At 71.5% G+C, this 19,438-nt stretch carries 22 protein-coding genes; 11 read left to right on the top strand and 11 right to left on the bottom strand.

Features of this window, described 5'->3' with window-relative positions; genetic code table 11:
* Positions 1 to 115: 115 nt before the first annotated feature.
* From DVK05_RS10795 to DVK05_RS10810, 4 genes are all read left to right on the top strand, one after another.
* On the top strand, positions 116 to 325 hold the full coding sequence (locus tag DVK05_RS10795; RefSeq protein ID WP_121563352.1) for a hypothetical protein: 210 nt from the start codon (positions 116 to 118) through the stop codon (positions 323 to 325).
* 95 nt (positions 326 to 420) lie between these two features.
* On the top strand, positions 421 to 717 hold the full coding sequence (locus DVK05_RS10800; RefSeq protein ID WP_053770283.1) for a hypothetical protein: 297 nt from the start codon (positions 421 to 423) through the stop codon (positions 715 to 717).
* Positions 718 to 745: 28 nt separating this feature from the next.
* Entirely contained in the window at positions 746 to 1,699 is a 954-nt protein-coding gene (locus DVK05_RS10805; protein ID WP_053770282.1) for a TRC40/GET3/ArsA family transport-energizing ATPase, read from the top strand.
* 224 nt (positions 1,700 to 1,923) lie between these two features.
* Positions 1,924 to 3,810, top strand: coding sequence for a carbon starvation protein A (locus DVK05_RS10810; RefSeq protein WP_121563353.1), 1,887 nt, complete (start codon positions 1,924 to 1,926; stop codon positions 3,808 to 3,810).
* Between the two features lie 90 nt (positions 3,811 to 3,900).
* On the opposite strand, the gene DVK05_RS10815 is transcribed toward DVK05_RS10810, so the two are convergent.
* A complete protein-coding gene (locus tag DVK05_RS10815; protein WP_121563354.1) occupies positions 3,901 to 4,533 on the bottom strand; it encodes a hypothetical protein in 633 nt (210 codons plus the stop codon).
* A complete protein-coding gene (locus tag DVK05_RS10820) occupies positions 4,526 to 4,909 on the bottom strand; it encodes a cupin domain-containing protein (protein ID WP_121563355.1) in 384 nt (127 codons plus the stop codon). The genes DVK05_RS10815 and DVK05_RS10820 overlap by 8 nt, the downstream gene beginning before the upstream one ends.
* A gap of 184 nt (positions 4,910 to 5,093) precedes the next feature.
* On the opposite strand from DVK05_RS10820, the gene DVK05_RS10825 reads away from it, so the two are divergent.
* From DVK05_RS10825 to DVK05_RS10840, 4 genes are all read left to right on the top strand, one after another.
* Positions 5,094 to 5,351, top strand: coding sequence for a hypothetical protein (locus tag DVK05_RS10825; RefSeq protein ID WP_121563356.1), 258 nt, complete (start codon positions 5,094 to 5,096; stop codon positions 5,349 to 5,351).
* Positions 5,352 to 5,443: 92 nt separating this feature from the next.
* On the top strand, positions 5,444 to 6,130 hold the full coding sequence (locus tag DVK05_RS10830) for a DUF5828 family protein (protein WP_121563357.1): 687 nt from the start codon (positions 5,444 to 5,446) through the stop codon (positions 6,128 to 6,130).
* 38 nt (positions 6,131 to 6,168) lie between these two features.
* The gene (locus tag DVK05_RS10835) at positions 6,169 to 6,408 is read left to right on the top strand and encodes a hypothetical protein (protein WP_121563358.1); all 240 of its coding nucleotides are present in this window, start codon (positions 6,169 to 6,171) and stop codon (positions 6,406 to 6,408) included.
* Between the two features lie 55 nt (positions 6,409 to 6,463).
* Entirely contained in the window at positions 6,464 to 6,838 is a 375-nt protein-coding gene (locus DVK05_RS10840) for a helix-turn-helix domain-containing protein (protein ID WP_121563359.1), read from the top strand.
* A gap of 24 nt (positions 6,839 to 6,862) precedes the next feature.
* Here the strand turns inward: DVK05_RS10840 and DVK05_RS10845 are convergent, their stop codons facing one another.
* The 5 genes from DVK05_RS10845 to DVK05_RS10870 all read right to left on the bottom strand — a co-directional run bounded on the left by DVK05_RS10845 (position 6,863) and on the right by DVK05_RS10870 (position 14,199).
* Positions 6,863 to 8,971, bottom strand: coding sequence for a S9 family peptidase (locus DVK05_RS10845; RefSeq protein ID WP_121563360.1), 2,109 nt, complete (start codon positions 8,969 to 8,971; stop codon positions 6,863 to 6,865).
* Positions 8,972 to 9,052: 81 nt separating this feature from the next.
* Entirely contained in the window at positions 9,053 to 9,646 is a 594-nt protein-coding gene (locus tag DVK05_RS10850) for an IMP cyclohydrolase (protein ID WP_121563361.1), read from the bottom strand.
* Positions 9,647 to 10,009: 363 nt separating this feature from the next.
* On the bottom strand, positions 10,010 to 10,603 hold the full coding sequence (cgi121, locus tag DVK05_RS10860; protein ID WP_121563362.1) for a KEOPS complex subunit Cgi121: 594 nt from the start codon (positions 10,601 to 10,603) through the stop codon (positions 10,010 to 10,012).
* Positions 10,600 to 13,062, bottom strand: coding sequence for an ATP-dependent DNA helicase (locus tag DVK05_RS10865; protein ID WP_121563363.1), 2,463 nt, complete (start codon positions 13,060 to 13,062; stop codon positions 10,600 to 10,602). The genes cgi121 and DVK05_RS10865 overlap by 4 nt, the downstream gene beginning before the upstream one ends.
* Positions 13,063 to 13,521: 459 nt before the next feature.
* Complete coding sequence (locus tag DVK05_RS10870; RefSeq protein WP_121563364.1) at positions 13,522 to 14,199, bottom strand: class I SAM-dependent methyltransferase; 678 nt, start codon at positions 14,197 to 14,199, stop codon at positions 13,522 to 13,524.
* 66 nt (positions 14,200 to 14,265) lie between these two features.
* On the opposite strand from DVK05_RS10870, the gene DVK05_RS10875 reads away from it, so the two are divergent.
* Positions 14,266 to 14,709: a DUF2391 domain-containing protein gene (locus DVK05_RS10875; RefSeq protein ID WP_121563406.1), complete on the top strand. Its 444-nt coding sequence runs from the start codon at positions 14,266 to 14,268 to the stop codon at positions 14,707 to 14,709.
* A 22-nt stretch (positions 14,710 to 14,731) separates the two neighbouring features.
* Here the strand turns inward: DVK05_RS10875 and DVK05_RS10880 are convergent, their stop codons facing one another.
* Positions 14,732 to 15,307: a magnesium transporter gene (locus DVK05_RS10880; RefSeq protein ID WP_121563365.1), complete on the bottom strand. Its 576-nt coding sequence runs from the start codon at positions 15,305 to 15,307 to the stop codon at positions 14,732 to 14,734.
* Entirely contained in the window at positions 15,304 to 15,876 is a 573-nt protein-coding gene (locus DVK05_RS10885) for a magnesium transporter (protein WP_053770267.1), read from the bottom strand. Before DVK05_RS10885 ends, DVK05_RS10880 begins: the two co-directional genes overlap by 4 nt.
* A 238-nt stretch (positions 15,877 to 16,114) precedes the next feature.
* Here DVK05_RS10885 and DVK05_RS10890 point away from each other — a divergent pair, with 238 nt between their 5' ends.
* Positions 16,115 to 16,693 (top strand): hypothetical protein, encoded by a 579-nt coding sequence (locus tag DVK05_RS10890; protein WP_121563366.1) that lies wholly within the window; start codon positions 16,115 to 16,117, stop codon positions 16,691 to 16,693.
* A gap of 31 nt (positions 16,694 to 16,724) precedes the next feature.
* On the opposite strand, the gene DVK05_RS10895 is transcribed toward DVK05_RS10890, so the two are convergent.
* A complete protein-coding gene (locus DVK05_RS10895) occupies positions 16,725 to 17,606 on the bottom strand; it encodes a hypothetical protein (RefSeq protein ID WP_121563367.1) in 882 nt (293 codons plus the stop codon).
* Between the two features lie 178 nt (positions 17,607 to 17,784).
* On the opposite strand from DVK05_RS10895, the gene DVK05_RS10900 reads away from it, so the two are divergent.
* Positions 17,785 to 18,225: a hypothetical protein gene (locus DVK05_RS10900; RefSeq protein WP_121563368.1), complete on the top strand. Its 441-nt coding sequence runs from the start codon at positions 17,785 to 17,787 to the stop codon at positions 18,223 to 18,225.
* 31 nt (positions 18,226 to 18,256) lie between these two features.
* Here the strand turns inward: DVK05_RS10900 and DVK05_RS10905 are convergent, their stop codons facing one another.
* Positions 18,257 to 19,438 carry an aspartate kinase gene (locus tag DVK05_RS10905; RefSeq protein ID WP_121563369.1) on the bottom strand — a complete coding sequence of 394 codons (1,182 nt, stop codon included), beginning with the start codon at positions 19,436 to 19,438 and terminating at the stop codon, positions 18,257 to 18,259.

Below are 19,438 nucleotides of genomic sequence, written 5' to 3' on the forward strand. Positions count from 1 at the left end.
CGACCGGATCGGCCACGACGCTCTTCAAGCCCCCGGCGGCGTCCGCCGGATCGGGGGCGAGCCGAGCGCGTTCCGAGCCGATACGTTGATAGGCGGTGGTCGTCGAACTCGGGACATGGTTCTGTCCGCCGCTACCGTCTCGCTGGTCAGCATCACGATGACGGTGCTGATGGTCGCCGCGATGCTGTACCTCGTCTGGGGAGCGTTCGACAGCGACATCCACAGCCCGAGCCCCGGCGACGACGACCGACCGGAACTGGACGACGCCGAGGACGGCGAGTCCGACGAGTCGGCGAGCGAACTCCCGGACGGCAACGCCGCCTGACGACCGACGCGACGGGGACGGCCCCCGCCCCGGATCCGAGCCTCGCCGCCCCGACCGCGACAGCTTTTAGCACGCGAGGGGTGTCATGACAGACGATGACAGTAGCCGATCGGATCGAACGGTTCCGGGCGGTCCTCGAGGAGTGGGCCCGAGGCCTGTATCACGGGATGATCACGCACCCGGCCTACGAGAAGATCGAGAAGGAGGCCGAGGACACCGAAGACGAGTTCATGCTGGCGTGTTTCCCCGACGCATTCGGGATCCCGTCGCCGGTGTCGTACTACACCGCCGAGCTGCTCCCGTACCTCGAAGACGAGTTCGAGGCGTGGGAGCGGCGGCTGTGGGACCGCGACAGCCTCATCGAGCGCAAGGGCCAGCAGTACCACTTCTGATGACGGACCGACGCTCACTCCGCGACTGATGGAGCAGTTCGTCTTCTTCGGCGGCAAGGGCGGGGTCGGGAAGACCACCGTCTCGTGCGCGTACGCCCACCGCTGCGCGCGCGAGGGGCTCCGGACGCTCGTCGTCTCCACCGACCCGGCCCACTCGGTGTCGGACGTGTTCGACCAGCGGTTCGGCGACGAGCCGGAGTCGGTCACCGGGGTCGAGGGGCTCGACGCGATGGAGATAGACCCGGAAGACGAGATGCAGCGGCACTTAGACGAGATCCGCGAGTCGCTCTCGGAGCAGGTGTCGGCGGCGATGGTCTCGGAGATCAACCGCCAGCTGGAGATGTCCCACGGGACGCCCGGCGCGTACGAGTCGGCGCTGTTCGACGCGTTCGTCGACGTGATGCGCACGGAGAGCGAGCCGTACGACCGGGTCGTCTTCGACACCGCCCCGACCGGGTCGACGCTGCGGCTGCTCGGGCTCCCCGACTTCCTCGGCGACTGGATCGACCGGCTGCTGTACAAGCGCAAGCAGTCGATCGACCTGTTCGAGAAGGCCGCGGTCGGCGACATGGAGCCGCGGCGCCTGCTGGAGGGCGACCCCGTGATCGAGCGGCTCCAGCAGCGCAAGGAGTTCTTCGAGTACGCCGGCGAGACGATGCGCAACGAGGCCGCCTTCTTCCTCGTGTTCAACCCCGACCAGCTCTCGGTCAACGAGACGGCGCGGGCGATCGAGGGGTTCACCGACCGCGACCTGCGCGTCCGCGGCCTCGTCGCGAACAAGCTCACGCCGTCGCCCGACGACGACGAGACGGGGCGGGGGGCACGCTACCTCCGCGAGAAGGTCGAGACCGAACGGGACCGCCTCGCGCAGGTACGCGAGGGGTTCGACCCGCCGCTGGTCGCCGAGATCGAGTCGCGCACGACGGAGGTCCGCGGCGACGTGCTCGCCGACGTGGCCGCGTCGCTGGACGTGGAGCCGTGACGCGCGGCGCGCCGGCCGAGTTCCGCCGGACCGCACCGCCGCCCCGGATCGCGCGCGAGGTCGATCGGGGCGACGACGGATCGGATTTTATCGATTAACTGGAGAAATAAATCGAATCCCCGCGGCGAGGAGGGCGCGACCGGCAGATATTGTCGTTGACCATCATGAACGAAAGTAACGTTTAAGTTTGACATAGTGAACCGATACCACGAGGCAGGGAACTTATGACAAGTGTAATTTGGATCGTCGTCGCCGTGCTCAGTACGTTCACCGTGGGATACATGGGGTACTCGCGGTACCTCTCTCGGTTCGTCGAACTCGACGACGACCGGGAGACGCCGGCACACAAGTACGAGGACGGCCAGGAGTACGTACCGGCGAAGAAGCCGGTGCTACTGGGGCATCACTTCTCAAGCATCGCGGGCGGGGCGCCGATCGTCGGCCCGATCACCGCCGGGGCCATCTGGGGATGGGTCCCGGCGCTTCTGTGGGTCGCCATCGGCAACCCGCTGATGGGCGCGGTCCACGACTTCATCTCGCTGTCGGGCTCGATGCGACACGAGGGGAAGTCGATCGGGTACATCATCGGGGAGTACGTCGGGGAGCGCGGCAAGAACATGCTGCTGTGGTTCGCGTTCCTCACCATCATCCTCGTGGTGGCGGTGTTCGCCTTAGTCGTCGGGATCGTGTTGAACGCGTTCCCGTCGGCCGCGACCGCGAGCCTCGTGTACATCGCGCTCGCGTTCGGGTTCGGCGTCTACCTCTACCAGCTGGACGGCCCGTTCCTGCCGGGGACGGTCGTGTTCGTCGCCGGCGTGTTCGCGGGCGTCTGGCTCGGGATCCAGTACCCGCTCGCGCTGTTCCCGGCGGTCGAGACCGGCGCCTACCCCGCGGGGACCATCGTGCTCTTCGAGTTCCTCGGGAACGGCGCCTGGCTGCCGGGCGCCGTGGTGAGCGCCGACGCCATCCTCCAGCCGAACGTCGCCGCGTGGGTGCCGGTCATCCTCATCTACGCGTCGCTCGCGAGCGCGCTCCCGGTGTGGGTGCTGCTCCAACCGCGCGACTACCTGTCGTCGTTCCTCCTGTACTCGGGCGTCGGCGGGGCGCTCCTGGCGATCATCGTCGGCACGCTGCTCGGCACCTCCGCGCAGCCGCTGACGATCGACCCCTCGATCGGGGCGTACATGGGCTTCTTCGGCAGCGAACTCGCGATCGACACCAGAGGGATCACGCCGCTGTTCCCCCTGCTGTTCGTGACCATCGCCTGCGGGACGATCAGCGGCTTCCACTCGCTGGTGTCGTCGGGGACGACGGCCAAGCAGCTGAACAAGGAGAGCGACGCCCGGCTCATCGGCTACGGCGGCATGCTCGGTGAGGGGCTGCTCGCCTCCGTCGCCATCTCGACGCTCGCGGTGGCCGGCGCGACCACGGCGGCCGCGGGCGGCGGCATCGGCGGCGCGCTGCCGAACTTCGCGACCGGCGGCGGGATCATCCTCACCAGCCTCGGGATCCCGCAGAGCTTCGGCGCGCCGTTCATGGCGCTCGTGCTGGTGAGCTTCCTCCTCACCTCGACCGACACCGCGGCGCGGCTCGGTCGGTACATGATGGAGGAGATCGTCGGAACCCGGGGGAGCGGGACGACCACGGGCTTCTCGACCGACCTCGGCAGCTTCGCGAAGGGCCGGTACACCAACCCCGTCGTCCAGTCGCTCGTCGCGTACCTGCTCGTCATCTCCGGCGAGTGGGTGACGCTGTGGGCGCTGTTCGGCGGCGCGAACCAGCTGCTCGCCGCGCTGGCGCTGCTCGCGGCGACCGTCTGGCTCGCCAACTGGGACGAGTCCAAGCAGCTCGCCTCCACCGGCGTCCCGATGACGATCATGGTGACGATCACCGTCCTCGGGCTGTCGTGGGTGGCGCTGTGGGACAACCTCTACCAGAAGCTGATCCTCGGGAACGTCACCGCGTTGGCCGGACAGATATCGGCGGTGGTCCAGATGGGCCTCGCGTTCGTGCTCATCTACCTCGCGCTGTCGCTCGTGCGCATCGGCTACGGCAACATCACGAGCGTGCGGGGCGGGAGCGGGGCGGCCGCCGAACCGAGCGACGACTGACCGGCGCTCCGGTCGCTTTCGCCGCGGAACCGATTTTTTCGCCGACTCGACGACCCGGACGCGGAGCGACGGCGCCGCCCGGCCGGCGGCTCAGCTCCAGAAGCGCTTCGCGAACCGCGAGAAGAACCCCTCGTCCGGGGGGTCGACCCGCTCCCACAGGCGGAACGCGGCCGCGGTGTCGGCGTTCTCGCTGGCGACGAGCGCCTCCCGGTCGGGCGCGACGACGACGAGGTTCACCTCGTAGTGGCCGTAGTAGCCGAACTTCAGGAGGGTGCGGTCGCGGAACCCGGAGACGAACTCGGCGACGTCGTCGGGGATCCGGTCGGCGACGAGGACGATGGTGACGTCGGTGCCGTAGTGCTGTTCGTGGGCGTCCACCCGCTCGTCGGCGACGCCGTGGGCGAACTCGACGAGCCGCTCCGCCTCGTCGACGCTCGGCGTCGCCACCCGGCGGGCGAAGACGAACTCCCGCATGTCGTGGTCCGCGTAGCTCAGCGCGGGGTGGAGGAACTGCTTCTGGTTGCGCACCCGCATCTCCGCGGTCATGTCGAACCGCTCGCCGTCGACGACCACGTCGCGGTCGAGGTCGTAGCTGTACATCAGCCGGTCGGAGACGCGGTCGAGGTACTCGTCGTCGTAGTCGGGGACCGCCTCGCGGATCTCCGCCGGCAGCTCCTCGGGGTCGCGACGGGGGGCCTCGCCCGGCGCCGCGTTCTCACTCATCGTCGTCGGGGTCGTAGGCGACGGCGTCGCCCGACGCCGGCGGGGCGCCGATCGCCAGCACCGTCACCGGGTCGTCGGCGTCGGCCGGGTTGTACGCGCGCTGCGGGCTCTCGGGGTCGACGACGAACAGGTCGTCGGCCGGGACCTCGTAGGTCTCGTCCGGCGTCTCGACCGCGAGCGTCCCGTCGAGGACGTAGAACGCCTCCTGTTGGGTCTCGTGGTAGTGGTACGCGAGCGGCAGCTGCTCGCCGGGCGCCGCCCGGAACCGGTTGATGGCCGCCGCGTCGAGCTCTCCGGGGTCGGACAGCTTTCGGCACTCGCAGGGGCGGTCCGGCTCCGGTTCGACGGCGTCGACGTCCACGACGCGATATCCCATGCGAACGCATTCCACGGAGGGGGTGAAAAGGGCGTCGGCGGCGGTAGCGGACGAGGGGCGGTTCGGTCGGCGGATTGCGGGCGACGGTCGGTCCGCGGAGGATCGGCGGCGGGCGCGAGCCGCGTCGCTCGGGGGTGAGCCGCGGATTTAAGACCCGCGACACCGTATCGCACAGTAAACGACCATGACAGACGAGGCCGACCGGACCGACGCCGACGAGCCGATCGAGGCGGAGGCGTGCGGGCGCTGCTCGATGTCGACCGTCGTGGGGGCGGTCGCGAAGGACCAGTCGCCGGAGGAGCGGGCCGACCGCGACCCGTTCCGGGGCGACCGGATCGAGGTCGACGAGTCGGCGATCCGGCGCGTCTCGCCCGCGGGGTACCTCGGCGACCTCAAGGAGCGGCTGGACGCGTTCGCGCGCCGGCTCGCGTACGGCAAGTAGCGTCGCCGCGCCCCCGGTCGCCGACCCGGGAGCGGCGGGTCCCGTCAGTTCGGAGAGACTTATACGCGTCCGTTCCGTAACGGTGGCAACCGATGGAAGAGAGCATCTCCGGCTTCAAAGTGCGCGGCGACTGGGGCGACGTCGTCGAACACGGCGAGCGGATCGCCCTCGCGCTCCGAGAGGTCGGCGTCGACGGCGACGCCTACTACGAGTTCGACGAGTGGCGTCCCAAGACCCACGAGCGGATCGACGAGGACGTCTCGGAGAAGACCGCGGCGCAGGCGTCCGTCGACGAGGGGGAAGGCGAGCGCGCGGGGCAGTCGCCGGGCGACGACCTCCAGACGGCCGGCGAGAAGCTCACGGAGTCCTACGAGAAGGTCGAGGAGAACGACACGGAGAGCGCCCGCGAGAGCTGGGGCGAGTCGATCGAACACGTCGCTCGGGCGGCCGACTCCGCCAGCCGGAAGGCGCTCCGGAAGGTCGAGGACGCCGTCTACCGCAACGTGATGACCCAGATGGCGCCGTACTACTTCGACAACGAGCTCGTCAGCGCCAACATCCAGGAGGTCGCCCGCGCCGAGGACGGCGAGACGTTCGTCTTCGAGGTGAACGTCAACGACGACGAGCTGAAAGACGAGGTGTCCGCGGTCCTCGACGAGTACGAGGCCGAGATCGACCGCTGGCACGTCGAGGCGGAGAAGCGGACCGAGGACGTCGCGGCCGCCGAGGGCGTCGAGCCGCCCGCCGAGGAGGGCGGCCCGGACTCGACGACGACGTGATCGGTCGCCTTTAACTCGCCGACCGCCGAATCACGCCCATGAGCGAGGTACTCCGAGTCGAGGCGGGCGAGCTGTCCGCCGACGAACTCATCGACGCGCTCAACGACGGCCGGCGGATCCTCGTCGACGTGGAGGTCGCCGGCGCCAACCACGAGGTCGCGCTGCGGTACGACGGGGAGACGTACCACTGCGACACGCCGACGAACCTCCACCGGCACGCGGACGAGTCCGGGATGCGGGGCTGCATCGACCAGATGGGCTACGCGGCCGAGGAGTGACCGCGCCGCGCGGCGATGACGGAGCTTTAACACCGCCCCGCGCGGAACGAGTGACATGAGCGACCCCGAGATAGAGGACCTCGTCGGCGACACCTCCCCGTCGTTCGAACACGTCCTCTCCTGCGTCTTCGGCGTGCGCGACCACGAGAGCCGCGCGTACCTCGCGCTGTTGGAGTACCCGGGCAGCACCGTCTCGGAGCTCGCCGACGCGCTCGACCGCGACCGGTCGAACGTGAACCGGTCGCTGTCGACCTTACGCGAGAAGGGGCTCGTCGAGCGCCGCCGCCGGCTGCTCGACTCCGGCGGCTACGTCTACCAGTACACCGCGATCCCGGTCCCGGAGGCGAAGCGCCGCCTCCACGACGCGCTCGACGAGTGGGTCGCGGACGTCCACGACGCCATCGACGCGTTCGACCCCGACGAGCGCTGACCGGGTGCCGGGGGCGCGCCCCGGTTACGACTCGTCGCCGTTCTCCTCGCCGTCCCCGTCCGCGCCGGCGCTCAGCCCGTCGTCCTCGGGGCGGTCGAGCGCGCGCTCGGCGTCGTGGTGCTCGGAGTAGCCGTCGAACCAGCGGGCGATCCGCTCGATGCGGTCGACGACGTGCGCCGGCTCGCCCGACCGGGAGAGCTCGTGGCCCTCGCGGGGGTACCTGACGAACCGCGTGTCGACGCCGTTCTTGCGGAGGATCCGGTGGTACAGCTCCGCCGTACAGATCGGCGTCCGCGTGTCGTCCTCGGAGTGGATGAGCAGCGTGGGCGTGTCGACCGCGTCGGCGTGGCCGGTCGGCGACTGCTCCCAGAGCCACTGCGGCTCCTCGGAGGGCACCGTGTCGAAGTCGCCCTCGACGAGCTTGTAGGCGGCGTCGGTCGAGCCGTAGAAGCCGGTGAGGTCGTAGACGCCGCGCTGGGCGACGGCCGCGCTGAAGTAGTCGGTCTGCCCGACCGCCCACGAGGCCATGAACCCGCCGAAGGAGCCGCCGGTGACGAAGGCGTCGTCGGCGTCGATCTCTGGGCGCTCGGCGACGGTCTCGACGCCCGCCATCACGTCGTCGAGGGTCACCGCGCCCCAGTCGCGCTCGATCGCCTGCATGAACGCCTCGCCGTAGCCGGTCGAGCCGCGGGGGTTCGACCAGAAGACGGCGTAGCCGCGGGCGGCGAGCGTCTGGAACTCGTGCCACATCGTCCCCGCGGTCGACCACATCGCGTGCGGCCCCCCGTGGATCTCCACCGCGAGCGGGTACGGCTCGTCGGCGTCGGCGGGCTCGGGCGGCGTCAGCAGCCACCCCTGGATCTCGACGCCGTCGGACTCGAAGCGGACCTCCTCCGGCTCGCCGACCGCGCGCTCGGCGAGGTAGTCGGCGTTCAGTTCGGTCAGCCGGGCCGTCTCGTCGGCCGCGGCGTCGTACGCGAACGCGTCGCCGGGGTGGTCCCACTCGCTGGCGGCGTAGGCGACGGTCACCGACTCGGGGCCGGCGCCCGCGTCGCCGCCGACTGTCGCGCCCGACACGGTGCCGGGCCGGAGCAGGCGCTCGGGGTCGGCGCTCCCGTCGGCGGGGACGTGCCACAGCGCGGTCTTTCCCTCGTCGGGCGTGGCGAAGTACAGCGTCTCGTCGTCCGGGCCCCACTGCGGCGCCGTGTCGCGGGCGAGCCCGCGGTCGATGCCGCCGGTGAGGTCGGTGACGGCGCCCGACTCGGCGTCGAGGACGCGGAGGTCGGTCGGCTGCATCGACACCTGCTCCGGCTCCGCGTGCGTGAAGGCGACGCGGCCGTCGTGGGTCGCCGCGAGCGCGGCGCCCCAGCCGGTCGTCGTGTGGACTACCTCGGACTCGCCGCTCGCGAGGTCGTGCTCGCGGATCGCGATCTCGACGGAGTCGTCGGGGTCGTCACCGACCGCCTCGGTGTAGTACAGGGTGTCGGCGTCGCCCCACGACGGCGCCGCGAAGTCGGCGTCGCGGTCGGTGACGCGCTCGACGGCGCCCGCCGGGTCCGGGTCGGTGACGCCGCCCACCGAGGCGTCGGCGTCGACGACGTACACGCCGGGGCGTCGGCCGTCGAAGTAGCGCTCCGCGGCCCGGTAGACGGTCCGGTCGATGACGCGCGGGTCGGGGTGCTCCTCGGGCTCGTAGTCGTCCGGCACCGCGAGGTCGCGGTCGGCCTCGCGGTCGTCGGCGGTCACGGACTGGACGAACGCGATCCGCTCGCCGTCGGGCGACCACGCGATCTGCGAGACGCCGCCGACGGCGTCGGTGACGCGGCGGGCCTCGCCCCCGCCGAGCGGGAGGACCCACAGCTGCTGGCGGTCGTCGTCGGCGCCGCGGGTGGAGGTGAACGCGATCCGGTCGCCGGAGGGGCTCCAGCGCGGCTCGGCGTCCGAGCCCTCCGAGATGGTGAGGCGGCGGGGCTCGCCCTCGCCCGCGGCGTCGACGAGGTACACCGTGGTCTCGTAGCTGTCGTCGCCGTTCGGCTGTCGGCGCACGAAGGCGACGCGGTCGCCGTCCGGCGAGACGCGGGGGTCGGACGGGACCACGAGGTCGCGGTAGTCGGCGGCGGTGATCGGCTCCATGCCCGTCACTCGGACGGGGGAGCCAAAAGGCGTCGGGAGGCGGAAAGGCGGTCGGCGGTCGGTACCCCTGGGCGCGAGCGATCAGTCGCCGCCGTTGTCGAACGCGAGCGAGACGCCGTCGCCGTCGACGGTCGCGCCCGCGGCGCAGACGGGGTGTTCGAGGTCGGCGCCGAGCAGTTCGGTCGCGACCGACGCGGCGTCGGTCGCCGTCAGGTCGTACGGCTCGGGCGAGTCCGTCTCGTAGGTGGCGACGACGGTCGGCTCCTCGACCGCCTCGACGAGCAGCGCGTCGCGGCGGACGGTGCCGATCGTCGCCGCGTCGGCGCCGACGACGCCGGCGACGCGGGGCGTGTCGTAGTCGTCCTTCTCGTAGTCGAGCGCGAGCAGCGCCGACGCGAGCGCGTCGCGGGCGGGGTAGCCGCGCGCCAGCTTCTCCGCGATCGGGTCGACGTGCGAGCCGTTGCCGAGGGCCGCGAGCGGCTCACCGGTCGGGGTCTCGACCGCCCGCGCGCAGTTGTACGAGACGTACGGGTTGTCTGTCTCGGGCGCGTCCGCCGTCGGCCCGACGGTGAGCGTCCCGCCGCGGTCGCGGACGCGACGGTTCGGGAACGAGCGCGAGGAGACGCGGTAGCCGCCGATGCCGGGCGCGACGACGACGAATCGTCCGACGTACATACAGGGTCGTGTGGATTCGGTCCTGTAAAGCGCGTCGGTATGTCCACGAACGCGATCCGGTAAGAGGTGGTCGGCCCCGGCGCGGCCGCCTCTCCCTGCCGACCGCGCCCCCGTCGGGAAGCCGTCCCGTCAACTGATCGCACGGCGGCCGCAACGCGCAACGCTTACAAAGACGTACTGGCTATCGGTTGGTACGGAGTCCATTGGGGTAGTGGCCAATCCTGTTGCCTTCTGGGGGCAACGACCCTGGTTCGAATCCAGGATGGACTACTTCTCTCGCGTCTCGCTTCGTCTAGAACCGAGCCGCGCCGCCGTCCTGCGGTCTCCAGTCGAAACGAAGGGGTGGCGGTGGGGCGTCCGCGGTCACTTCTCCACGTCCAGCAGCGCGACGCGCTCGCGGACGGCGTCGGCGAGGCCACCGTTCGTCGCGGCGAGCTCGCGGTCGGTGACGCCGTAGAACTCGCGGACGCGCTCCTCGTCGAATCCGGTCAGGGGCGCGTCCCCCTCGACGAGCTCGGCCGAGTCGAGCGCGAGTCCCCGGACCGCCTCCACCGCCCGGTCGGGGTCCGCCGGCGGACGGTCCGCGCCGGGCACGTCGCCGAAGTCCGCGACGAGGACGACGGCCCGGCGCTCGCCCTCCGCGACGCCGAGGTCGAGGGCGCGGTCGATCTGTCGGCGCCCGGCCGCGTACAGCAGGACCTCGACGCCGGGGTCGCGCGCGACCGCCTCGCCGCGGGCGATCGCCCGGGCGGCGAGCCGCGCCGCCTCGCGGAGCTGCGTCCCGGAGACGACGAGGTCGGCGTCGAACGCCTGGACGACCGCGCCGGTCTGCGCGGCGATCCCGTCGAGGTCGGCGAGGAACGCGTCGAGGTCGGCGACCGCGAACGTCCCGGCGACGAGACGGACCGCGGGGGCGGGGGGCGGCTGCCCGTCGGCGTCGGTCGCGGGCGCCGTCATCCGAAATCACCCAGGCTCGCCTGCCCGTCGCCGTCGCCGTCGGCGTCCGCGCCCGCGGTCGCCGCCGCGGAGGCCGAGCTGTCGGGGTCGACGCCGTCGAGCGAGGGGTCCTCGCGGCCGGCGTTCTCCAGGATGCGCTCGGCGGTGCGCTCGCGGCCGCGGAGCGCGCCGAGGACGACGGCCTTGTCCGCCTCGCGGAGGTCGGCCCGGCTCTCGATGCCGGCCTCGTAGAGCCGGCGGGCCCGCTTGCGGCCGACGTTGCGGACGCCGGCGAGGTCGAGCAGCTCCTCGCGGACGCCGTACTCCAGCCGCTTGCGGGCCTCGCGCACCTGAACGACCACGTCGCCGTCGATCCCCTCCACGTCGCGCGCGAGCGTCTCGGCGGCGCGCAGGAGCCACTCGGCGGTGTCGACCTTCCCGCGGATGTCGCCCGGCCCGACGCCGTACCGCTCCGCGATCCGGTCCTCGTCGACCTCGTTCGCCCAGTCCTCCAGGAGGCGGCCCGTCTTCAGCGCGGCGAGCCAGTCCTCGAACCGCACGTCCTCGTACTCGGAGGGGGTGTCGCCGAGCAGCTCCGCCTCGCGCTCGTAGCAGACCTCCGTGTACTCCTCGCGGTCGCCGGACTTGAGGTACAGCTGGTAGGTGTCCGGCGTCCGGCTGACGAGGTGATAGAGGCCGAGCGGGGTGACCGCGGGGGCGTCGTCGCCGTCCGACGCCGCCGCCTCGGCGGGGTCGTCCGCGTCGCCGTTCGCCCGCGTGTAAGTGGTGAATCCGGCGTCGTCGGCGTCGTCGGCGTCCGCGTCGGGCCCGGGGCCGGCGCCGTCGGCGGGCACGAAGTCGCCGGCGGCGCCCCCGTCGTCCGCGCCGTCCGCGACGGTGCGGAGCCCGTCGAGTATCTCGGCCGCGCTCATCGGGTCGAGGTAGAGCCGCGAGACGGTGTGGCCGATGCCGGTCGCCGCGAGGCCCTCGCTCCCGCCGTCGCGGTCGCGCTCGACGAAGCCGTTCACTTCGAGGTACTCGAGGACGGTGTCGGTGACCGCGGCGAGGCGCCCCTCGTCGTCGGTCTGGGTCGCGTAGAGGGTGTTATCGAGGAAGGAGAGCAGCCCGTCTCGGGTGGCGGCGAAGCCGGACGCGACCGTCGCGAGGACGTGCGTGCGGAGCGCGGGCTCGGCCGCGAGCTTCGAGCGGACCGGCTCGGCCTCGGCCCAGACGTAGCGGTCGAACAGCTCCTCGCGGGTGTCGGCGCTGTTCGCGAGCAGCACCGCCTCGCCGTAGGGGTCGAGGCCGGGGCGGCCCGCCCGCCCGCACATCTGGTGGACTTCGAGCACGTCGAGCGGCTTCATGCCGCCGAACTCCCCGTCGTAGCGGCGCCAGTCGCGGACGATCACCCGGCGGGCGGGCGTGTTGACGCCCGCGGCGAGCGTCGGCGTCGCGGAGACGCACTTGATCAGGCGGTCGCGGAACGCGTCCTCGATCAGGCTCCGGTGCTCGCTCGCGAGGCCGGCGTGGTGGAACGCGGACCCCCGCTCGACCGCGTCGGCGAGGTCCTCGGAGGTGTCCGTGTCGGAGACGCCGCGGATCTCCTCGGCGAGCTCGCGGAGGCGGTCGCGCTCCTCGCCGGTGAGCCGCGAGCCGGTGACCTCGCCGAGCTTCCGGGCCGACGACTCGGCGTTGCGCCGGGAGTTGACGAAGACGAGCGAGGAGCCGCCCTGCCCGTCCTCCTCGGTGTCCAAGGCGTCCGCGACGAGCCTCGCGGTCTGGTCCTCGCCGCGCTCGACGGGCACCTCGCGCTGGCTCCCGTCGTCGAAGTTGATCGCGTTGCCGAAGTGGACGCCGGTGCGGAGTTCGATGGGCCGCCAGTCGGACTCGACCAGCTCGGCGTCGAGCCAGTCGGCGATGACGTCCGCGTTGCCGACGGTCGCGGAGAGCGCGACCGTCTGGAGGCCCGGGTTCACCTTGCGGAGCTTCGCGAGGGTGACTTCGAGCGTGGGGCCGCGGTGGGAGTCGTCGACGAGGTGGACCTCGTCGCTGACGACGCAGGTGAGGTCGTCGATCCACGGCGCGCCGTTGCGGATGAGCGAGTCGACCTTCTCCGAGGTGGCGACGATGACGTCCCGGCTCGCGAGCCACTCGCCGTCGGAGTCGTAGTTGCCCGTCGAGACGCCGACCGTGACGCCGTGGTCCTCCCAGCGCTCGAACTCGGCCTTCTTCTCGCTGGCGAGCGCGCGCAGCGGGACGATGTACAGCGCCTTCCCGCCGCGCTCGATGGAGGAGAGCATCGCGAGCTCGGCGATCAGGGTCTTGCCGGACGCGGTCGGGACCGCCGCGACGAGGCTCTCGCCGTCGGTGACGCCCGCGTCGACGGCCGCCTCCTGGGGCGGGTACAGCTCCGCGACGCCCTCCGCTTCGAGCGCCTCGCCGACGCCGGCGGGGAGCCCGGAGAGCGAACTCGGTTCCATTACCGGACTCTGGTCTCCGACGCGATTTAAACCGTCGGAAGAGCGCGATAGCGGGAGACGACGAACGCGGCCGCGACCGCCGACGGCGACGGATACGCACAAACAGAACCGCGGTGGCGCGTGCCTGCGAGCGGCCGGAGCGAAGCGGAGGTCGCGAGGAGCACGCGCGAGGGACGCGGTGAGCGACGGGCGACCGCAGGGAGCCCGGAGCGAACCGCGAGGCTGGGGAGGCGTGAGGTGCGGGGCGGTCGCGGCAGGGTGGGGATCGAAGGGGCAGCCGTGAGGGCGAAGCACGGCGAAGCAAGGACCGGAGCGACGGAGCGAGTGAAACGAGCGACGGAGCGAGGACCACGGCGAGCCGCGCGAGCCCTCACGGCTGGGGCTTCGGCGGCGGCCCTCACGAGAGCAGTCGCTCACGATGGATCGGGACGGACGCCGTCGATCGAACGGGAATACGCGTTAGGGAGCGACGCCGACCGTCAACAGCGTCCCCCACGTCCGATACCGATCGATCATCGCGTCGCGCGACTCGTACCCCTCGGTCGGGAACTCCGACGCCTCCGGAATCTCTGTCTCGCGGTCGGGAATCGCGTCCTGCTCGGCGACGTAGAGGCCGGCCTCGCGGAACGCCTCGCGGTACGCCTCGCGCGACCACAGCGTCATCTCGACGGAGATGTTCTCCTGCCACGCGTGGGTCGTCTCGCTCTCTTCGAAGTAGTTGACCGCGCAGTAGAAGGTGCCGCCCGGCCGGAGCACGCGCCGGACCTCTTCGAGGGTGTGGACGGGGTGGCTCGCGTAGTAGAACGCCTCCATCGAGAAGACGTGGTCCAGCGAGTCGTCGGCGAAGGGGAGCTCGTCGAAGTCGCCGACGAGGTAGCCGACCGCGCCGTCGTCCGTGTACTCGCGGGCGTTCTTCGCCATCTCCGGGGCGCCGTCGAGGCCGTAGCCGCGCCCGATGCCCCGCTCGCGGAGCGCGCGGAGCGCGTAGCCGGAGCCGGTGCCCAAATCGAGGACCGCGTCGCCGTCCTCGACCGGCATCCGCGCCAGGACGTGTTTCGCGGTGTGCCAGTGCCGGTCCTCCATGCCGCGGTCCTTCCCCGCGGCCGCCCACTCGTCGAACTCCTCGCGAACGCTCATACCGGTCGGACGTGGAGAGCGGTGAAAAACGGCGGTGTTTTACCGACTCCGGCCCCGGTCGTGGGTATGAAGCGACCGCGGGCGCTCCGCCGACCGCACTTCCGGGTGGCCGACATGGCCCAGCAGTCGGTCGGCGGCTTCCTGCTCGCGGGGCCGTTCGTCGTCACCGCGGAGGTGTGGGAGCTCGCCGCGGGGATGAACTGGATCCAGGCCGCCGTGACCGCCGTGCTCGTGGGGCTGATCGGCTACGCCGCGCTGTACCGGGCCGACACCGGCCGCGACGTGGACGAGGAGCCGGACCTCGTCGGGATCCCGACCCGGTTCGTCTCGCTGATGACGGTCGCGTTCGGCTCCGTCCTCCTGCTCGCGCTGATCTTCGACGCGCCCCACACGTTCCTCGTCGAGGGCGGGATCGGCGACGGCGCGGTGGTGGCGACGACCGCGAAGGCCGTCGCCGTCGGCGCCGTGTTCAGCGTCGTCGGCGCCGCGACGGCCGACAGCGTGTTCTAGTCGGGCTCGAACCGATCGGTCCTCACAGCGCGACCGAGACGACCGCGAAGAGGATCAATACGCCGGCGATGTCACAGAGGTTCGTCACCACCGGAATCGTCGTGTCGTCGGGGTTGAGCCCGATCCGGTAGGACGCCTCGACGGCGGCGACGCTGGCGACGACGACGAGCGCGGCGAGCGCCATCCCGGAGACAAGCGAGATCAGTAGCACCCGGCCGAGCGCGAGCGACCCGCCGAGCGCGAGCCCGATGGCCCAGGCGGCGACGCCGACGGCGCCGAAGACGGTCGCCGCGAGCGCGAACACCGCGCCCGCGTTCGCTCGGAGAGCGGGGTTCGACGGGCTGAGCTCGTAGGTTCCGAGGTACAGCTGGGTCGTGAGCCGTGAGCAGGTGATCGACGCGAGGTTGCCGGCCGTCCCGATCTGGACCGGGACGAGGACGAGCAGGGCCGGGTACCGGAGGAGCACCGCCTCGTAGGTCTCCAGCACGGTGCCGGAGACGAGCTGGAGCACCGACAGCGCGGCCAAGAGGGGGATCATCGTCCGGACGATCCGCCGGACCGACCACTCGTCGACGACGGTCGACCGCGGCTCGGTCACGAGACGGCCCCCACGACGGCCACCCCGACGAGGAGGAAGAACACCCCGAACACGTCGCCGAGCGTCGTGACGACCGGCCCGATGACGTTGTCGGGATCGAGCCCGCGGCGGTAGCCGACGAAGATGACCGCGATGAGCACGGTGATCATGAGGACGGCGGAGAGGAAGCCGGCGACGACCATCACGCCGACCAGCTGGAAGAGGCTCCCGCCGTCGCCGAACAGGACGAGCGTCGCGTAGGTGACGACCGCGATGAACACGGAGACGGTCATCCCGTTGAGGAAGGAGGCGACGACGGCGTTGGTGAGCCGGCGGTCCGGGCGGAACCGCGGCTCGATGATCCCCTGGTGGAGGCCGGTCGAGAGCCGGGCGCCGAGCGAGCCGTACACCCCGCCGCGGGTCGCGAGGAACGCCGGCAAAAGCAGCAGGAGGCCGGGGACCTCTGCGATGTTCGCACGCATGGTCTCGGAGGCGAGTATCGTCCCCGCGAACAGCCCGGCGATCAGGCTGACGGCTATCACCGGGAGCGCCTGCCGGTAGACGTCGCGCGCGGAGTCGTGCCCGGGCATCGACCGCACCGACGGCGGGCGGGGCAAAAAAACCGACCGGCGCGACCCGAGAGCCGTCGGCTCGCGGGCGGGCGGGCAGTCGGCCGACCCGTGCCTATCAGAACCTCCAAACGAAACGAAGGGGAGAACGTGAGCGACCGCGACGCCGGTCGGACGCGGGCCGAGCGACCCGCCCGGGTCGGACGGTCTGAGATGCCCCGGCCCGCACCGTTAAGTCGGTCCGGCGAGTTCCGATCCCATGGACTACTCCCTCGCCATCGAGAACGGGCCGGAGGCGATACCGGGCGGGACCGGACTGCTCCTCGTCCACCCGAGCATCGGCGAGACGGACCGGATCGACACGGACTTCCTGAAGACCGACACCGACGCGTTCCTCGTCGTCTCGACGCGGACGACGGCGCGCGAGGTCGAACAGAAACTGGAGTACTACGACGTCGACGAGACGAAGGCGACCATCCTCGACACCCTCTCCGTCGAGCGCGGGTACTCGCGCCGCACGTCCGACGACGTCTACTACGTCTCCGCGCCGGACGACCTCGACGGCGTCGTCGACCGGGTCGAGCGGTTCCTCACGGAGCACGAGGGGAAGCGACGCGTCTCCGTCGACTCGCTCACCGAGATGGCCTACTACGCCGACGACGACGCCGTGTACGAGGCGGCCGCCGAGATCCTCGACCTGCTCGACGAACACGACGCGGTCGGCATCTTCCACCTCTCCGAGGAGGTCCACGAGGTCGCGACCCTCGACCGGTTCCGCGACCTGTTCGACGGCGTCATCGACCTCGACGGCGACGGCAACGTCGTCGTCGACGTCTGAACGGCGGTTTTCGCCGCGAGCGGGCGCCCCGTTACTCCTCGTCGTCGACGAGCGCGGCGAACGTCTTCTCCGCCCACGCGACCGCGTAGGGCGCCCCGCGTTCCCGGTAGGCGGTCGTGTCGAGCGCGCCGTACGGCGCCGGCAGGTCGAGGTCGTGTTTGACCGCCGAGCAGGCGTACTCCGTCGCGGCCGGGAAGTCGGTGTCGCCGCGCGCCACCTCGCCGGAGAGGTCGCCGAGCCGCCCGGAGAGCCGGTCGCCCGCGTCGACCCAGGCGTCGAACAGCCGGGGGTACTCGTCCTCCCACGACGCGAACGCGTCGCGGGTGTGGAGCCCGACCCAGGCGTCGAACAGCGCGTTCGCGACCTGGAAGACGTCGGTCGGACCGAACCCGGTCGTCGACTCGCCGGTCTCCGGGTCCGGGCGGCGGATCGCGGCGTCGAGGTCGCGGTAGCGCTCGCCGAAGAAGGGCAGGAACGACTCGGGGATGCCGGCCGGGTCGCCGCCGGTCGAGGCGTCGCCGCGGACCGCGCCCGGCGCCGGCTCGCGACCGATCCGGACCAGCCGCTCGGCGATCAGGAACGCGAGGAAGTCGTCCGGCGTCCCCTCCGCGCGGCGCTTGACGAGGACGGTCGGCGGGTCGGTCTGGGTCGTCCGGACGACCGTGCCGTCGCCGGGCAGCCCGACGGTGAACGCCGGCCCGGCGTGCTTCCGGAGCAGATCCGGGACCGAGTCCGGGAGCCACTCGGCCGGGTAGGAGGCGGGGTCGAGCCCGTCGACGAAGAGCCCGAGGTCCTCCGCGGCCGCCGGCGGGAGCGTCTCGAAGTCGGCGTCGACGTCGAGGACGGGCGACCCGGGCGCGTACCGGTCGCGGACCGCCGCGAGGTCGTCGTCGAGCGACCGGGAGGAGAACATCAGGCGAAGACGTACGAGAGGACGATGAGCACCGAGAGGACGGCCGAGACGCCGACCGTACCAACCACGATCTGGGTCGATTTGTTCATGCGTGCCACTGGGCGCGCCGGTCGTTAAAATCATCCGGTCCGCGGCGACCGGGCGGCGATTTTATGTCGCCGGGGGAGAGTGCGGAGGTATGCGAGTTCGCGACGGGGTCGAGGCCGACGCCGCGGCCCTCGCGTCGATGACGGGGCGCCCCGAGGGCGTCGTCCGCGACATGATCCACGACCGGTCGGTCCGCGTCGCGGTGACGGACGGGGCCGACCCGGCCGCCGACGCGGACGCCGGCGACGACACCGCGGTCGACGCGGTCGCGGGGTTCGTCGCGTTCGACGTGCGGGACGGCGTCGTCCACGTGACGAACGTCGAGGGCGCCCCCGACCCGGTCGAGCGCCTGTTCGAGGAGCCGGTTAGGTTCGCGACCCGGGAGGGGATGACCGTCGAGGCCGTCCTGCCGGCCGACGGGACCGCGGCCGACGCGGCCGAGGCGGTCGGGTTCGAGGCCGTCGGCTCGGGGCCGCGGATCGACGGCGCGACGACGACGCGGTACCGGTTCGACCCGGAGGAGAGCGGCTGAGGGCCGGGGAGGTCGGGTCGGATCGATCCGGTCAGTCGAACCGCCCTTGGACGATTTCGAGCGCCTCCTCGCGGTCGTCCCAGTCGACGAACACCGCGACGGAGGTGGCGCTGGTGATCAGGTCGATGATGTTGATCCCGGCGTCCGCGATGGGCGCGATGATGTCCTGGATGACGCCCGACTGGTTGGGGAGCTCGCCGCCCGTGACGCGGATCACGGCGATGGGGTCGGCGACGGTGACCGAGGAGAGCGCCTCGTCGGTGACGACCGCCTCGTGGAGCAGCGCCTCGGCGGTCTCGGCGACCTCGACGTCGACGTAGAAGGTGACCGAGTCCATGCCGGAGGCGACGGCGTCGATGTTGATCTCCTCGGCGCGGAGCGCGTTCGAAAGCTCCGAGAGGATCCCGGGTCGGTTGCGGATCGCCCGGCCGGCGATGGTGAGACACGCCAGCGGCTCCTCGCGCATGTCGATCAGGCTCTCGAACTCGCCCTCGATCCGGGTACCGCCCCGGAGGAGGTCGCCGTGCTGGTAGTGGACGACCCGGACGGCGAGGTCCTCGTCCTTGTACGAGAGCGCGGACGGCGCGACGACCTCGGCGCCGCGGAACGAGAGGTTTCGCAGCTCGTCGACGGTGATCTGCCCGACGTTGCGCGCGCCCTCGACGACGCGCGGGTCGCCCGTCATCACGCCCTCCACGTCGGTGACGATCACGACCTCGTCGGCGTCCATGTAGTTGCCGAGCATCACCGCGGTCGTGTCCGACCCGCCGCGCCCGAGCGTGGTGACGTTGCCGTCGTGGTCCTCGGCGAGGAACCCGGTGATGATCGGGACGACGCCGTCCATGTCGGCGGCGACCTTCCGCGCGCGCTTCTTCGTCTCCGCCACGTCGACCTCGCCGAGCTCGTCCGTGATGACCGGCCAGTCCGGGTGGCCCGGTTCGAGGAAGACGGCGTTGACGTCTCGAACCGACAGCGCGGCCTTCAGCATCCGGACGCTGGTGCGCTCGCCCATCGAGACGATCTCGGCGCGGTCGGCGTCGTCCGTCTCGAAGGTGATGTCGTCGAGGAGGTCGTCGGTGGTCGACCCCATCGCGCTCGCGACGACCGCGATCTCGTGGCCGGCGGCGACCGCGCTCGCGACCGAGTCGGCCGCGCGCTCGATCCGGTCGCCGCTCCCGAGGCTCGTGCCGCCGAACTTCGCGACTACGCGCAT

The sequence above is a fragment of the Halorubrum sp. Atlit-8R genome, assembly GCF_003666025.1.
In the GTDB taxonomy this organism is placed as follows: domain Archaea; phylum Halobacteriota; class Halobacteria; order Halobacteriales; family Haloferacaceae; genus Halorubrum; species Halorubrum salinarum.